13 protein-coding genes are annotated in these 14,765 nt (G+C 59.5%); 4 read left to right on the plus strand and 9 right to left on the minus strand.

Annotated features, from left to right (window positions below; translation table 11 throughout):
- Positions 1-130: 130 nt before the first annotated feature.
- Genes LUN51_RS07200 through arsC form a run of 4 tightly spaced genes read right to left on the minus strand, consistent with a single transcriptional unit; the run spans position 131 to position 2,799 of the window.
- Positions 131-1,399 carry a hypothetical protein gene (locus tag LUN51_RS07200; RefSeq protein WP_277810721.1) on the minus strand — a complete coding sequence of 423 codons (1,269 nt, stop codon included), beginning with the start codon at positions 1,397-1,399 and terminating at the stop codon, positions 131-133.
- 3 nt (positions 1,400-1,402) lie between these two features.
- Positions 1,403-1,798 (minus strand): DUF2069 domain-containing protein, encoded by a 396-nt coding sequence (locus LUN51_RS07205; RefSeq protein ID WP_261507017.1) that lies wholly within the window; start codon positions 1,796-1,798, stop codon positions 1,403-1,405.
- A complete protein-coding gene (gene wrbA, locus LUN51_RS07210; protein ID WP_246895047.1) occupies positions 1,795-2,424 on the minus strand; it encodes an NAD(P)H:quinone oxidoreductase in 630 nt (209 codons plus the stop codon). The genes LUN51_RS07205 and wrbA overlap by 4 nt, the downstream gene beginning before the upstream one ends.
- Before the next feature lie 27 nt (positions 2,425-2,451).
- Positions 2,452-2,799, minus strand: a complete 348-nt coding sequence (arsC, locus tag LUN51_RS07215; RefSeq protein ID WP_277810722.1) for an arsenate reductase (glutaredoxin) — start codon at positions 2,797-2,799, stop codon at positions 2,452-2,454.
- A 63-nt stretch (positions 2,800-2,862) separates the two neighbouring features.
- On the opposite strand from arsC, the gene LUN51_RS07220 reads away from it, so the two are divergent.
- Entirely contained in the window at positions 2,863-4,083 is a 1,221-nt protein-coding gene (locus LUN51_RS07220; RefSeq protein WP_277810723.1) for a YihY family inner membrane protein, read from the plus strand.
- Positions 4,084-4,153: 70 nt separating this feature from the next.
- On the opposite strand, the gene LUN51_RS07225 is transcribed toward LUN51_RS07220, so the two are convergent.
- Positions 4,154-4,579 (minus strand): gamma-glutamylcyclotransferase family protein, encoded by a 426-nt coding sequence (locus LUN51_RS07225; protein WP_277810724.1) that lies wholly within the window; start codon positions 4,577-4,579, stop codon positions 4,154-4,156.
- Between the two features lie 150 nt (positions 4,580-4,729).
- Here LUN51_RS07225 and smrA point away from each other — a divergent pair, with 150 nt between their 5' ends.
- Positions 4,730-5,323 (plus strand): DNA endonuclease SmrA, encoded by a 594-nt coding sequence (gene smrA / locus LUN51_RS07230; protein WP_277810725.1) that lies wholly within the window; start codon positions 4,730-4,732, stop codon positions 5,321-5,323.
- A gap of 83 nt (positions 5,324-5,406) precedes the next feature.
- Here smrA and LUN51_RS07235 read toward each other — a convergent pair whose 3' ends face one another.
- The 3 genes from LUN51_RS07235 to metH all read right to left on the minus strand — a co-directional run bounded on the left by LUN51_RS07235 (position 5,407) and on the right by metH (position 11,420).
- Positions 5,407-5,904, minus strand: coding sequence for a DUF934 domain-containing protein (locus LUN51_RS07235; protein ID WP_277810726.1), 498 nt, complete (start codon positions 5,902-5,904; stop codon positions 5,407-5,409).
- Positions 5,897-7,549: a nitrite/sulfite reductase gene (locus tag LUN51_RS07240; protein WP_277810727.1), complete on the minus strand. Its 1,653-nt coding sequence runs from the start codon at positions 7,547-7,549 to the stop codon at positions 5,897-5,899. The genes LUN51_RS07235 and LUN51_RS07240 overlap by 8 nt, the downstream gene beginning before the upstream one ends.
- Before the next feature lie 133 nt (positions 7,550-7,682).
- On the minus strand, positions 7,683-11,420 hold the full coding sequence (gene metH, locus LUN51_RS07245; protein ID WP_277810728.1) for a methionine synthase: 3,738 nt from the start codon (positions 11,418-11,420) through the stop codon (positions 7,683-7,685).
- A 215-nt stretch (positions 11,421-11,635) separates the two neighbouring features.
- Between metH and nfuA the strand changes: the two genes are divergently transcribed.
- Complete coding sequence (gene nfuA / locus LUN51_RS07250; protein WP_277810729.1) at positions 11,636-12,226, plus strand: Fe-S biogenesis protein NfuA; 591 nt, start codon at positions 11,636-11,638, stop codon at positions 12,224-12,226.
- A gap of 118 nt (positions 12,227-12,344) precedes the next feature.
- Here the strand turns inward: nfuA and LUN51_RS07255 are convergent, their stop codons facing one another.
- Positions 12,345-13,310 (minus strand): DNA-binding protein, encoded by a 966-nt coding sequence (locus LUN51_RS07255; RefSeq protein ID WP_277810730.1) that lies wholly within the window; start codon positions 13,308-13,310, stop codon positions 12,345-12,347.
- Between the two features lie 339 nt (positions 13,311-13,649).
- Here LUN51_RS07255 and LUN51_RS07260 point away from each other — a divergent pair, with 339 nt between their 5' ends.
- Positions 13,650-14,741, plus strand: a complete 1,092-nt coding sequence (locus LUN51_RS07260; RefSeq protein WP_277810774.1) for a tyrosine-type recombinase/integrase — start codon at positions 13,650-13,652, stop codon at positions 14,739-14,741.
- Positions 14,742-14,765: the final 24 nt, after the last annotated feature.

Genomic DNA, 14,765 nt, shown 5'->3' on the forward strand with positions numbered 1-14,765 from the left:
TACCCATCAGGATAGCGCTCTAGGCGGTCGAGATAGGTAAAAGTCGTCATGTCGATGGCAAGACCTCAACCACTATTATGCGCGTATGCGCGCGCGAAGCATGAACGTCATCCTTAATACAGCGTGAGGGTCAGGGTGTCTGCCACCAGGCATACAAGGCAAATACCGCGCCACACGCCAGCCAGCCGAGTACCGCATAGGGCAAGTTCCAACGCATCATGTCCCGGGACTTGATACCGTAGCGCACGCATAGCGCGAGGTTACTGCCTGACAAAGGACTACAGCCGGTCCCCAGCGCCCAACTCATGAGAAACAGCATGCCCAGCAAAGTCGGATCCGGTTCCAGAGGTTGCACGAGCGGCGCGATCGTGGCGATGCCGACAAGCGGGTGAATACCCACGAACGCCAATATCACCAGAATACCTTGCGTGATCCAGGCGGCGAAACTCCCGAAATGATCAAGCGGAAGAAACTGTCGATCCGGTGTACTGGCCAGCAGGGCAGCGAGACCGCTCGAGATGAGCCCAGCGGCGAGAAACAACGCGAATTGGGGCCCCAGGCGCGGCAACCCATCGTTGAGCTGTTTATGCAATCGCTCACGGCGCTCGCGCGAGGGGACCAGCAGCGTCGCGAACAGCGGCGATACGATGCTGATGATCAAGGGGATAGATAAGCTTGGCCAGATGAGGTGTGTCACGATGACGCTTAGCGCCAGTACGCTGGGTAATACAAGACTGCTCTTGCCGAGGGGGTAACCGATGAATTCACTGGGCAGGCGCAGCGCATCGATTGCCACCAGCGCTAGCAGGAGCACCGATGCTAGAAGCCCCCACGGGAGCAATGCTAGGAAGTCGATTCCCGGTGCATAGGTCAGGGCGACCCCCATGGCGACGAAGAATGGCGACCAGGCCGCCGCTGCCGGGAAGGCGCGTCCCAGGACGATCGCCTGTTGGCGTGTCAAGCGTCCTTGGCGCTGCATGCGATCTCCGAACAGAAACAGTACGGAAAGATTGATGACCGCCCCGAAGAGGTGAACGCCCAGCAATGTGCCCCAGAAGCTGCCGGCCCGTTGGTCCTTTGTATCGTCATCGTTAAGCGGGCGCGCCATGGAGAGAAAGCTGACGCCGGCGAACATCATCAGCAAGGGTTGATTGACGCTGAGTCCGGAAGCCAGCGAGGCCGGCGTCTCGCGCCATAGAGCGACGCCCCAGATGATCACTCCGGCGAGGCCCAGCCATGTGGCTTGCCGTCGGGAGGCCCGTGGCAGTTGCAAACTCAGTCGCAACGTCGCGAGCCATCCCAGAATCGCGGCTGGCCATAACGGCAGGTGGAGCAACGAGCAAGCGATACTGACCACGAGCATCGCAAGGATGAGGCAACTCGACGGGCGTAGCGGCATTCCTCAGCCTGTCAGCTGTTGCCGGCGCCAGCGCGCGTACGCGGCGGCGCTGACGAACAAGACGAGGGCTGCGAGTGTTTCCAGTGTCCCCCATGCCAGCCGACCCGGTAGCTGGGCGATCATCAGCCCCTGCAAGATATACAGCAGGCTGACGAACGCTAGCATGACGTGTCCACGCGGGCGTCTGGTGATAATAGGGGGTAGGAAGAGCACCAGTGGCAAGAGGCGGACGGCGATCGGCATCAGGCCGATCTGGCCACTGGCATGCAGTTGCCAACCGCCGAGAATCTGCAAGATAGCCAGTGCCGCCAAGCCGCCCCAGACGCCCCGACGTGCCTGTGTCGTGACATATGCTAAGCCGTGGCGTGTCGCCAGTTGATCGAGCTGTTGACGCATCATTTGGCCTCATGAAGCGAGCGCATTGCCAGGGCGAGACGCCCTAACCGCTCACCCTGGGCGCGAGCCAGCGCTATTTCGTCGTCATCCAGGGGGCGATCTGCTTGTGCGCCGGCTAGGTGGCTCGTGCCATAGGGGGTACCGCCGGATTGCGTTGTCAGCAAGCGCGTCTCGCGATAGGGCACGCCTGCGTAGACCATGCCGTGATGCAGAAGTGGGATTAGCATTGTCAATAGTGTGGCTTCCTGACCGCCGTGCAGGCTGGCCGTGGAGGTGAACGCAGTGGCGGGTTTGTCGGCGAGTACGCCGTTCATCCAAAGCTCGCTGGTGGTATCCAAAAAGTATTTGAGGGGCGAGGCCATGTTACCAAACCGTGTGGGACTGCCTAGCGCCAGACCATAGCAGTGGCGGAGATCGTCTAAGGTTGCGTAGACGGCCCCCTCAGCGGGAATTTCCGGGTCGACCGCTTCGCATGTCGTGGAAACGGGGGGAACGGTACGTAACCGTGCCGCGATGCCGGAGATACTTTCCACGCCGGCGGCGAGCTGCTCCGCCATCTCTCGCGTGGCGCCATTCCGTGAATAGAACAGTACGAGTACATAGGGTGTTGCATAAGCAGGGCGAGTCATGGGAGGCCTCGTGTCGTGGGACATCGATCATTCGATCAAGTCGAGAAGAGCTTCCGGGGGACGACCGATGCGGGCACGTGTGCCATCGTCGAGTATCGGACGTTGCATAAGCCGAGGATTGTCGGCGATGGCCTGCAAGCGTTCCTCGTCGCTGGGATCTTTAAGCGCCAAGTCTTTCCATTGGGCTTCGTTGGTGCGAACCAGGGCCGGCACGCCGTTTTCGAGCCGCTGTGCGAGACTACGGAGGTGCGTGATATCGAGTGGATCATCGAGATAGCGATGAACGCTGACATCAACACGCCGGGCCTCGAGCAGGGCCAGAGCCTCTCGCGACTTGGAGCAGCGTGGGTTGTGGTAAAGTGTAAAAGTCGTCATGCCTTAACTCCGGCAGATGGGGGCGACGAATCAAATAATTAGCCAAGCATTGTAGAGTGCCACATGCGACGCCCACAACTCCTCGACCGCCGCTGGCCCGCCCTCATCCTGCGTAGCCTGCGTGAACTGATACAGCGTTTCGATGCTCACGATGGGCTCAAGACTGCCTCGGCGTTGACCTATACCACCTTGTTCGCCGTGGTTCCTTTCATGACTGTCGTTTATGCGATGCTGTCGGCCATTCCCAGTTTTCAAGGCATCAACGAACAACTTCAGAGCCTGATCTTCAGCCAATTCGTGCCCGCCACGGGCTCGGCACTGGTCGAGCATCTGCGTGACTTCTCGCGCCAGGCACGTAGCCTGACGTTGATCGGGCTGATCTTCCTGTTGGTGACGGCCGTCCTGATGATGGTCACCGTCGAAAGGGCATTCAACACGATTTGGCATGTTTCGCGCAGTCGGCGGGGGGTGTCCAGCTTTCTGTTGTATTGGGCAGTGCTGACGCTTGGTCCGCTGTTGGTCGGTTCCGGGTTTCTGCTGTCTTCCTATCTGGCGTCATTGACGCTGGTGCGTGGCGCCGCTGATGTGCTGGGCGGGCCGGCGACCTTCCTGCGCCTGTTGCCGCTGACGCTGAGTTTCACGGCATTTGTCTTCATCTATATGGCAGTCCCCAATTGCCGCGTTCGGTTTCGGCATGCCGTGGCCGGGGCAGGGATGGCGGCATTGGCGCTGGAGCTTGCCAAGGGTGCCTTTTCGCTTTATGTCACCTATTTCCCTTCCTATCAGGTGATTTACGGCACCTTCGCGGCCGTTCCCTTGTTCTTGATATGGGTGTTCCTGTCTTGGGCGATCGTGTTGGTAGGGGCCGAGCTGGCCGCTTGGCTGAGCGAGCGGCGGCGTGTCGAATGGCGCTATTGGCCGCCGTTCTGGCAAGCCTTGGGCGTAGTGTCTCGACTTCACGAAGCGCATCAGCATGGACGATCGATTGCTGCTCGAGAATTGACGATGTGGCTGGGGCTGCGGTACACGGAAGTGATGACGCCTCTGGAAAAGCTGGGGATCGCCGCTCAGCTCGATAATGATCGTTGGATGCTGGGGCGCGACTTGGGCGCGCTGACGCTCTGGGAGTTTCAGCGCGCCATGCCATGGCCGGTGCCACTCGGCGAGAATGCGCCGGCGAGTGAAATGGCCCTTGTGCATGCTGCACTCCAGGAAGCCGAAGACCACCGCCAGAAAGTGTTGACGCAGCCCATGGAATGTCTACTGCACCCACCTCGAGAATGAAAGGAGCCTTCATTGAAGGTACTTTTATACCGTTATCTATTATGCATAGAAAATATAAAAACTAAGCTTCTCACAAGCGTTGATAGGCCCAAGCGCTTTGTCCGTTATCGAGCTTGACGTTGACACGTCGATAACGCTCCCCCAAGTGTTCGTAACGATCCAAACGTTGGAGCTCATCGCTTGTGACCGAAAGGGTATATCCATCGACCTGCTCATTCGGTGCCGGTGAAATATCCAGCTCATCTCGGGTATAACCTCGGAGCGTAGCGGGTGTTGCGGTACCGGCACGTCCCATGACCAGCCAGCGGATCGGGGCATAACGTAGAGTGCCGTAGACGAACACCGTATGATGCTCAAGGCGACGATCAATGATCGGCGGGTGGGCGGGCGCTTCATAGCCATAGGGGCTCTGGAAGGTGTACCAGAGATAGCTGAATCCGAGGGCGATAGCGATCACGGCGAGAAGCCCGATTCTATAGACCCAGCGCATTGGCATCCCCCAAGTTCTTGAAGCAGCGATGCTGCGGACGAGTGAGGAGGCACCCGCGTTTACGCTTGCCGCCAAGGGCGGGGAGTGTGGCATTATCTCGTTAGCTTGGGAACCGTCGAGGCTTCCCGAGATTGTAGGCCATAGGAGAGCAAGCCAATGAGCCAGCACATGCGGGACGATCTATTTCGGCAGGCGTTAGGGGAAGACGTCCAGCCCTTGACTAAAGGCCGCGACAAGGCGGACGTTGAACATTCACCCTCCGCTCCTTCTGAGGCTCAATTGGCTCGCCGTGCTCAGGCTGAGGCCGATGACAAGGAGAGCAACTTCTTATCCGATGAATTCGTCGATCTGCTTGGGCCGGCCGACCCTATCGAGTATCGCCGGGATGGTATTCAGATCGGCGTGCTCGAACGGTTGCGTCATGGCGGCTATGCCCCGGAGGCGTATTTGCACGTGCAGAAAAGGCCGCTTGAGGTGTGCCGCCGCGAATTGTTTCGGTTCATACGAGACGCGCGAGAGCATGATCTGCGCTGTGTATTGATCGTGCATGGTCGCAGCAAGGAAGCCGAAGGGCAGGCGAATATCGTACGCTCGTACATCGGTAAATGGCTGGCGCAATTCGACGACGTACAGGCTTATGTCTCGGCGCATAAAAGCCACGGCGGTTTGGGTGCCACCTATGCCATGTTGCGGAAGTCGGAGCGTGCCCGCGCCAGAAATCGCGAACGCCAGCAGAAACGGCGGGGGTAGTTCTCTATCTTGGATGATAAAGCGGGGGAGAAGGCCGACGTCGTTCTCATGTGAATCGCACGTCGGCCAGTACCTGCTCAGTGTCAGGCGCTTTCGCGCATACGCCGTCTGAACAAGGGTTCCGGCGTGTCGGTGCCGGGCTGATAGCTGAGGCTGAACGTATCCAGAGCGTTGAGCGCATCTTCGACGACTTGATCCTCGCGTAGCAGGAAGGCATCGAAGCCGCAGCGCGACATGTAATACAGCTGATCGATCAAGACATCCCCAACCGCGCGAATCTGACCCCGGTACCCATGGCGCTCCCGCAGCTGACGCGCGATGCTATAGCCACGGCCATCGGTGAACTTGGGAAAATCGATCGCGATCAGCGGCGCATCGAGTAGTTGCTCGGCGAGCTCGAGGGTGAGCTCGGTATCGCTGGCCAGCAGCGGTGCGACGTCATCGCCGGGCGCTTCTTGCCACTCCACCAGCGGGAGGATGACACGCCCGTTCTCGGGGCGTGATGCATCTTCTTCGCAAAGTACCCATTCATCGTCCTGGATGCGGCGATCGGCAATCAGGGTGCGTGGCTGATCAGGCATAGACATGCTCCTTGAAGGGCTTCAAGCCGATGCGGCGATACGTATCGAGGAAGGTTTCGTCGGCCGTGCGCTCCCCGACGTAGACCTTCAGCAGCTTATCGATCACGTCGGTCACATCTTCACGGTAGAAGGAGGGGCCGAGAATCTTGCCCAGCGACGATTCGTTGCCCTGACTGCCGCCCAGCGAGATCTGATAGTACTCCTCGCCTTTCTTGTCGACGCCGAGAATGCCGATATGTCCCACGTGGTGGTGTCCGCAAGCATTCATGCAGCCGGAGATGTTGAGCTCCAGCGGCCCCAGATCATACAGAAAGTCGAGGTTTTCGAAGCGTTCCTGAATTTCCTGGGCGACCGGGATCGACTTGGCATTGGCCAGTGAGCAGTAATCGCCACCGGGGCAGCAGATCAGATCGGCCAGCGTGCCCACGGTGGGGTTGGCCATGCCCAGCGTCTCGAGTCGTTGCCAGAGGTCTTCCATGCGATCCACCGGCACATCGGTCAGCACCAGATTTTGCTCGTGCGTGACGCGCAGCTCGCCATAACTGAATTCGTCGGCCAGGTCCGCGACGGCGGCCATGTCTTCGGAGGTCACGTCGCCGGGCGAATGATCGTGACGCTTGAGCGATAGCGTTACGGCCTTGTAACCGGGGACCTTGTGGTCGGTGACATTGTTGGTCACAAAGCGGGCAAAGGCACGGTTTTCCCCGCGCAGGTGCTCATAAGCCTGAATGGCGTCCTCGGCGACATCACGACGGGGCGGCTCGACAAAGTGGCCGCTCACGGCGGAGATCGCCTCGTCGGTCAGCGTTTGGGGGCCATCCTTGAGATGCGCCCATTCCGCCTCGGCACGACGCCGGAACTCGTCGATGCCCAGTGCTTTGACCAGAATCTTGATGCGCGCCTTGAACTTGTTGTCGCGTCGACCGTATTGGTTGTAGACGCGCAGGATCGCTTCGAGATACGTCAGCAGGTGTTGCCACGGCAGGTCTTCGCACATCACGCTGCCGATCATCGGGGTGCGGCCCAGACCGCCGCCAGCAAGTACCTTGACGCGCACTTCGCCGGCTTCGTTGCGCCAGAAGCGCAGGCCTACGTCGTGCACCTGGATGGCGGCGCGGTCTTCTTCGGCACCGGTCACAGCGATCTTGAACTTGCGTGGCAGGTAAGCGAACTCGGGGTGGAAGGTCGACCACTGACGAATGAGTTCGCACCAAGGGCGCGGATCGACATCTTCGTCGCTGGCGATGCCGGAGAACTGATCGGTCGTGGTGTTGCGGATATCGTTACCGCTGGTCTGGATGGCATGCATCTGCACGCTAGCCAGGTCGGCCAGGATGTCCGGTACGTCCTCGAGTTTCGGCCAGTTCAGTTGCAGATTGGTGCGTGTGGTGAAATGGCCATAGCCGCGATCGTAGCGTGCGGCTATCTCGCCCAGCTTGCGCAGCTGATAGGAGGCCAGCATGCCGTATGGAATGGCAATACGCAGCATCGGCGCATAGCGCTGGACATAAAGGCCATTCTGCACGCGCAGCGGTAGAAATTCCTCGTCGCTGATCTTGCCTTCGAGATAGCGGCGCATCTGGTCGCGGAACTGGGCGACGCGCTCGTCTACGAGCGTTTGGTCGTACGTGTCGTACCGATACATACAGGCGGTGTCCTGCTAGTCACATGGATTGCCGTAGCAGGGCACCTTACCCTGCCTTCTATATTCTTTGAAAGAATAAATAATAATAGCTTATTGCATTTATGTTATTAAAAAGTTCGTACGATGGCGTGTCTCATTCAGGGTCGTAGGACAGCACCGGTGATAACCAACGCTCGAGCTCCTTCAATGGCATTTGCTTGCGTGCCGCCAGCGATTCGACTTGATCACGACCGATCTTGCCGGTAGAGAAGTATTTCGAACGCGGATGCGAGAAGTACCAACCGGAGACCGCCGCCGAGGGCCACATGGCGTAGCTGTCGGTCAGCTCGATCCCTGTCTTGGCCGTGGCATCCAGCAGCCGGAAGAGCGTGGCTTTTTCGGTATGGTCCGGGCAGGCGGGATAGCCGGGGGCAGGGCGAATGCCCTGGTATTTCTCGGCGATCAGCGCGTCATTATCCAGGGTTTCATTGGGCACATACCCCCAGAATTCCTTGCGCACGCGCTCGTGCATGCGTTCGGCGAAGGCTTCCGCGAGGCGATCGGCCAGGGCCTTGACCATGATGGCGTTATAATCGTCACCGGCCGCTTCATATTGCTTCGCCAGCTCATCCGCGCCATGCCCGGTGGTCACCGCGAAGCCGCCTATCCAGTCCTGCTTGCCACTTGGCTCGCCGTTTTCCAAATCACGCGGCGCGATGAAGTCGGCGAGGCTCTGGCAGACGCCATCGCGGTTTTTGGTGGTCTGCTGGCGAATATGGTGAAGACGCTCGATTACCTCGCGGCGCGAGGAGTCAGCATAGACCTCAAGGGTGTCGTCATCGACACTGTTGGCCGGCCACATGCCGATCACGCCGCGCGCCGTGATATGGCGCTCATCGATCAGCTTACGAAGCATTGTCTGAGCATCGGCGAACAGGCTGCGGGCCGCCTCGCCAACCACTTCGTCCTCAAGAATCTTAGGGTACTTGCCAGACAGCTGCCAACTCATGAAGAAAGGCGTCCAGTCGATACGCTCGACCAACTCTTCCAGTGGATAATCGTCAAACACCTTGAGCCCGCCGAAGGTCGGTTCAGGCGGCGTGTAATCGGCCCAATCGAGATCGGGGCGGCGTTCTCGCGCTTCGGCATAGCCCAAGTCGGCCGCCTTGGGGCGACGCTTGGCATTGCGCTCGCGGACCTTGTCGTATTCCTCGCGTATCTCCTCGACGTAACTCGGCTTGAGCGTCGGCGAGAGCAAGCGGCTGGCGACGCCGACGGCACGCGAGGCATCGCTGACGTAGATGACCGGCTGATCGTACTGTGGCGCGATCTTGACCGAGGTATGGGCCTTGGAGGTCGTCGCGCCACCAATCAGCAGCGGGATCGTGAAGTCCTGACGCTGCATTTCCTTGGCCACATGGACCATCTCGTCCAACGATGGCGTGATCAGCCCAGATAGGCCGATGATATCGGCATTGTGCTCGCGCGCGGCGGCGAAGATCTTCTCCGCTGGCACCATCACGCCGAGGTCGATGACCTCGTAGTTGTTGCACTGCAGGACCACGCCAACGATGTTCTTGCCGATGTCGTGCACGTCGCCCTTGACCGTGGCCATCACGATCTTGCCCTTGGCTTGGGTACCCGCGCTCTTCTCGGCTTCAATGTAGGGGATGAGATAGGCGACCGCCTGTTTCATGACCCGTGCCGATTTGACCACCTGAGGCAGGAACATCTTGCCATCGCCGAACAGGTCGCCGACCACGTTCATGCCGTCCATCAAGGGGCCTTCGATGACCTCAATAGGGCGCTCGGCGCGCTGACGCGCTAGTTCGGTGTCGTCTTCGATGTATGCGGTGATGCCCTTGATCAGTGCATGCTCAATGCGCTTCTCGACTTCCCAGCTACGCCATTCCAAGTCTTCCTTCTTCTCACCACCACTGCCGTCGCCCTTGTACTTGTCGGCGATGTCGAGCAGACGTTCCGTGCCATCGTCTCGACGGTTGAGCACTACGTCTTCGACCGCGTCGCGCAGTTCGGCGGGCAGATCGTCGTAGACCGCCAGCTGGCCGGCGTTGACGATCCCCATGGTCAGCCCAGCCTTGATGGCATGATAGAGGAAGACCGAGTGGATCGCCTCGCGTACCGCGTTGTTGCCTCGGAAGGAGAACGACACATTGGACACGCCGCCCGAAAGCATGGCATGTGGCAGGTGCTCGCGAATCCACTGCGACGCCTCGATGAAATCGACAGCGTAGTTGTTGTGCTCTTCGATGCCCGTGGCGATGGCGAAGATATTGGGGTCGAAGATGATATCTTCGGCCGGAAAGCCGATGTCGTCGACCAGCAGGCGGTAGGCGCGCTCGCAGATCTGCGTCTTGCGCTGGAAGGTGTCCGCCTGGCCTTCCTCGTCGAAGGCCATGACCACGATGGCAGCCCCGTAACGGCGGCAGGCCAAGGCCTGTTGGCGAAAGGCGTCTTCGCCTTCCTTGAGCGAGATCGAGTTGACCACTGCTTTGCCCTGGACGCACTTGAGGCCTGCCTCGATGATCTCCCACTTCGAGGAGTCGAGCATGATCGGCACGCGCGAGATATCTGGCTCCGAGGCGATCAGGTTCAGGAAGCGCACCATGGCCTCCTGAGACTCGAGCATGCCTTCATCCATGTTGATGTCGATGACCTGGGCGCCATTCTCGACTTGCTCGAGCGCCACTTCGAGCGCGGTGGTGTAGTCCTCTTCCTTGATCAAACGCTTAAAGCGTGCCGATCCGGTCACGTTGGTACGCTCGCCAACGTTGACGAACAGCGAGTCCGCTTCGATGTTGAAGGGCTCCAGCCCCGAGAGGCGGCATGCCTTGGGGCGCTCGGCAACATGACGGGGAGCCAGCTCACCCACAGCCTCGCGAATGGCGGCGATGTGTTCCGGCGCGGTACCGCAACAGCCGCCGATGATGTTAACCATGCCGCTTTCGGCGAATTCACGCACGATCGCCGCCATTTCCTCGGCGGTCTGGTCGTATTCGCCGAACTCGTTGGGTAGCCCTGCGTTGGGGTGCGCCGAGACGAAGGTATCGGCCTTGTGAGAGAGCTCTTCGAGATAGGGGCGTAGTTCCGCCGCGCCGAGGGCGCAGTTGAGGCCTACTGACAGCGGTTGGGCATGGCGAATCGAGTTCCAGAACGCCTTGGTGGTCTGGCCGGAAAGCGTGCGCCCGGAGGCGTCGGTAATAGTGCCCGAGATCATCACCGGCCAACGCGCGCCGCGCGCCTCGAACAGCCTTTCGAGCGCATAGATGGCCGCCTTGGCGTTGAGCGTGTCGAAGATGGTCTCGATCATGAACAAATCGACACCGCCGTCGATCAGGGCGTCGGCCGCCTCGTAGTAGTTATCGAACAACTGATCGAACGTGACATTGCGCTTGGCAGGGTCGTTGACATCCGGTGAGAGTGACGCCGTGCGTGAGGTTGGCCCCAGTACGCCAGCCACATAGCGTGGCACGCCGGTTTCCGAGCTCACCGCCTCGCAGACGTCCTTGGCCAGGCGCGCCGCTTCACGATTGATCTCAGGCACCAGTGCCTGCATCCCGTAATCGGATTGCGACAACTGGGTGCTGTTGAAGGTGTTGGTCTCGACGATATCCGCACCGGCCTCGAGATAGGCACGATGAATGTCACGCACCACATCAGGGCGCGTCAGCACCAGCAAGTCATTGTTGCCTTTGAGATCGCTCGGCCAGTCGGCGAAGCGTTGCCCTCGGAAGTCGTCTTCAGCCAACTCGTAGCCTTGCAGCATGGTGCCCATGCCACCATCGAGAATCATGATGCGCCGTGCCAGCTGTTCGTGAAGCGACGAGAACGAAGCGGCGAGTGTTAATGACGAAGCAGTGGCGGCAGGCATGTCGGCGTATTTCTCCAGCGGGATCCGAGCGATAGGGTGAACGTCAGCGAGACCAGCACGAGGCTGACGTCACGCAGGCGATATACGAGGCAGGGATGGTACCAGAAGCTCCGCAATGTGGGCAGTCGCCAAGACCCAGCAAAATACTCGGGATTGTGTCGGGCGACGCTTTTTCATACCATGAAGGCAACATCTCAGGTAGAGAGTAACGTTTTATGAGCCAGCCCATCCAAATTACCGACAACGCTCAGGAGTATCTCGCCGAGCTGTTGGCCAAGCAGAACGTCGAAGGCATTGCGGTGCGGATCTTCATCACCCAGCCGGGGACGCCATACGCGGAAACTTGCCTGGCTTATTGCCGCCCGGGCGAGGAAGAGCCCAGCGACGAGCGTCTCGATCTGGACAAGATCACGGTCTACCTCGAGAAGAACAGCATCGCGTTTCTCGAAGAGGCAGTGGTCGACTTTAATGCGGATCGCATGGGAGGCCAACTGACCATCAAGGCGCCCAACGCCAAGATGCCGAAAGTCAACGCCGACAGCCCGCTTGAGGATCGTGTCAATTACGTGCTTTACAGCGAAATCAATCCCGGCCTGGCCGCTCATGGGGGTGAAATTCGCCTGATGCAGTTGACCGAGGAGAACGTCGCTGTACTGCAGTTCGGCGGTGGTTGCCAAGGTTGTGCCGCAGTCGATATTACCCTCAAGGACGGGGTCGAAAAGACGTTGGTCGAGCGCGTTCCCGAATTGGTCGGTATCCGTGATGTTACTGACCACACCGACGATACTAACGCCTATTACCGCTGATCGGTGCTAGCCGCGACCATTTCCCCGTCGTGACAGCCCGAAACCAGTATTGAAAGCCCGCCATGTGCGGGCTTTCTTCATTTCGGATTTGACGGCCGGGAAGTGTCCGCGTATCGAATTAAACGACGAAGGGCGGTAGTGGCAGACGTGCCAGCTTTTCGCGTAGCTCGCGATTGATGGCGTGCTGTTGCTCGAGTTCACGCTCTGCACGCCGGTTGTCGCTTTGCGTTTGCTGTAGTTGGCCTTGGCTCTCCCGTAATTTGCTTTCCAATGCCTGTCGCTGCGAGGTTTCGCTGCGCGTCTTTTCTTCCAGCGTCGTGTACTGGCGACGCTGTTCGGCGAGCTCGGCCTGCACACGCTCGAATTTCTGTTCCAAGGTCGCAGTGCGTTTTTGGGCCTGCTTTTCGACATTTTGGCGCTCCTGACGCGCGTCATCGAGAAGCCCCATCAAGCGTGCTTCCGCCGCTTCGTGACGTTGTTCCTCTTGTTTCAGCTGCGTTTGATGCTCCCGTGAGTGCTTTGCCATAGCATCTCGATGCTCGCTGCGAGCAGTTTCAAGCTGGCGCTGATGTTTCTGGCATTCCTCGTCGAGTTGCTGCACGCGCCGTGCCTGCTGCGTTTCCTGCTGATGGGCCGCTTGCAGTTCGCTTTGCGCATTGGCCAATTGCATTGTCTTTTCTTCCAGCCGCGCTTGTGCTTGCTCGAAATGCGTATTCAACGCTGCCAGGCGTTCCTCGGCGTCAGCTGCCTTACGGGCGGCGGTTTTGGCCTCGGCTTGCGCCTCTTCGACGCGCTGATCGGATTCTTGGCGGTAATGCGCTAGAGATTCAGCCGCCAGCGCCTGGGCTTTTTCCCAGAGATCCGTCATCCATGCCTGTAGCGCCTCCGGCGGTGTCTCGCTCGACGTGACATCCCGGTTCCGCTCCCGCCGTAAACGCCACTCCCGCAAATGATCGCTGATCGTCGTGAAGCTTCCCGTGCCCAGGATGTCGCGGATCTTCTGGACAGTGGGGGCGTCGTTGTGACGTAGCAGCGTATCGATCGCGTGCTGCACGTCCTCGTATTGAATGCCGTTGCGGGCCATGTCGAGTCCTCTGTACCGGGCGCCACAAAGGGCGTTGGATTACTCCTCACAGCATACCCTGTTACCTGGAATTGGCCAATATTACATTAAACGTAATACGTAAAATACATTATGAAATTGTCTATAAATTCAAGATTACGCGCATTATCTTGAATTTATAGGCGTAAGAACAGATACTGCCTGATATTGGACACAGAGAAGGCATAACGCATCATGCAGGACGAGCGGGGGCAGAAAGAAAAGGAGCAAGAGGGACAGCTCGAAGCGATCATCGCGCTCGAAACCAGTCCCGCCACGGTGACAGCGGAAGCGGCCGAGAGTGCTGTCGAGAAACGCAGCATGCGGCGTGAGGCGCATATCTCGGCTCATACCGATGTAGATGCTGTTGCACTCTGGTTGCGCGAATTCCAGTCGAGCCCTCAGACATGGCGCGCCTATCGCAAGGAAGCCGAGCGCTTGCTGCTGTGGCTTCAGCGGCGCAGTGAAGCATTGAGTGACGTCCGGCGTGACACGCTGGATGCCTATGAACGATTCCTGACTGACCCGCAACCGGCGGCATTGTGGCAGGGGCCGTCACGGCCTCGGTATGCACCGCAGTGGCGGCCGTTCCGTCAGCCGCTATCGGCGGCCAGCCGGCGCCAGGCATTGGTCATTCTGCAGGGCATGTTCGCTTGGCTGGTCGAGGCGGGATGGCTCGAACACAATCCGTTTCGTCTGATGCGTGACAAGCGTCGTCGCATGGACAATCGCAGCGAACGTATCGAGCGTTATTTAGAAAGGACGCTGTGGCAGCGCTTCTGGGCATGGCTGGATGTGGCGCCATCCCCAAAGGCGGGCAACGGCGCCTATTATCGTTGGGCGCGGCGCCGGTTTCTATTTGGCTTTGCCTACCTGCTGGCGCCGCGCCTCGGCGAGATAGCGCAGGCACGCATGGGCGACTTCATTCAGCGTGAAGGGCGCTGGTGGTGGCGAGTTGTGGGGAAGGGCGACAAGCTGGCCGAGGTGCCGGTTCCGCCTGATATGATGAAACTGCTCGCAGATTGGCGGATGACGCTGGGCATGTCGCCGCAGCCCGAGCCTGACGAGGCCACGCCGCTGCTGCGAGCGCTGGATGGCCAGCGCGGGGTAGGGGATAACCAACTCTATCGGCTGATTCGCGAGACATTTCGTGCGGGCTACCAAGCCCTTGACGACCTGCCGGAAGCCAAGCGCGCTCCGCTACAACAGGCCACGCCTCATTGGTTGCGCCACACTGCATTGACGCACCAGGCGCAGGCCGGTGTGGAATTGCGCTATCTGGCCAGTACCGCTCGTCATGCACGCCTGGACACCACCGCGCGCTATCTGCACGCCGAGGCTGAAGAGTGGCATCGTCAATTGGCGCATCACCAGCTCGGGGAAGCCGACACACATGGCGATGGCACGTTATAATGAGCAATCGATTTGCGAGGAGGG

It is taken from the genome of Chromohalobacter canadensis, assembly GCF_029544075.1.
GTDB classification, from domain to species: Bacteria; Pseudomonadota; Gammaproteobacteria; order Pseudomonadales; family Halomonadaceae; genus Chromohalobacter; species Chromohalobacter canadensis_A.

Excerpts from the sequence above, each read along its gene's own strand:
- LUN51_RS07200 (WP_277810721.1), bottom strand. The coding sequence starts at position 1,399 with ATGCCGCTACGCCCGTCGAGTTGCCTCATCCTTGCGATGCTCGTGGTC.
- LUN51_RS07205 (WP_261507017.1), bottom strand. The coding sequence starts at position 1,798 with ATGATGCGTCAACAGCTCGATCAACTGGCGACACGCCACGGCTTAGCA.
- wrbA (WP_246895047.1), bottom strand. The coding sequence starts at position 2,424 with ATGACTCGCCCTGCTTATGCAACACCCTATGTACTCGTACTGTTCTAT.
- arsC (WP_277810722.1), bottom strand. The coding sequence starts at position 2,799 with ATGACGACTTTTACACTTTACCACAACCCACGCTGCTCCAAGTCGCGA.
- LUN51_RS07220 (WP_277810723.1), top strand. The coding sequence starts at position 2,863 with ATGCGACGCCCACAACTCCTCGACCGCCGCTGGCCCGCCCTCATCCTG.
- LUN51_RS07225 (WP_277810724.1), bottom strand. The coding sequence starts at position 4,579 with ATGCCAATGCGCTGGGTCTATAGAATCGGGCTTCTCGCCGTGATCGCT.
- smrA (WP_277810725.1), top strand. The coding sequence starts at position 4,730 with ATGAGCCAGCACATGCGGGACGATCTATTTCGGCAGGCGTTAGGGGAA.
- LUN51_RS07235 (WP_277810726.1), bottom strand. The coding sequence starts at position 5,904 with ATGCCTGATCAGCCACGCACCCTGATTGCCGATCGCCGCATCCAGGAC.
- LUN51_RS07240 (WP_277810727.1), bottom strand. The coding sequence starts at position 7,549 with ATGTATCGGTACGACACGTACGACCAAACGCTCGTAGACGAGCGCGTC.
- metH (WP_277810728.1), bottom strand. The coding sequence starts at position 11,420 with ATGCCTGCCGCCACTGCTTCGTCATTAACACTCGCCGCTTCGTTCTCG.
- nfuA (WP_277810729.1), top strand. The coding sequence starts at position 11,636 with ATGAGCCAGCCCATCCAAATTACCGACAACGCTCAGGAGTATCTCGCC.
- LUN51_RS07255 (WP_277810730.1), bottom strand. The coding sequence starts at position 13,310 with ATGGCCCGCAACGGCATTCAATACGAGGACGTGCAGCACGCGATCGAT.
- LUN51_RS07260 (WP_277810774.1), top strand. The coding sequence starts at position 13,650 with ATGCGGCGTGAGGCGCATATCTCGGCTCATACCGATGTAGATGCTGTT.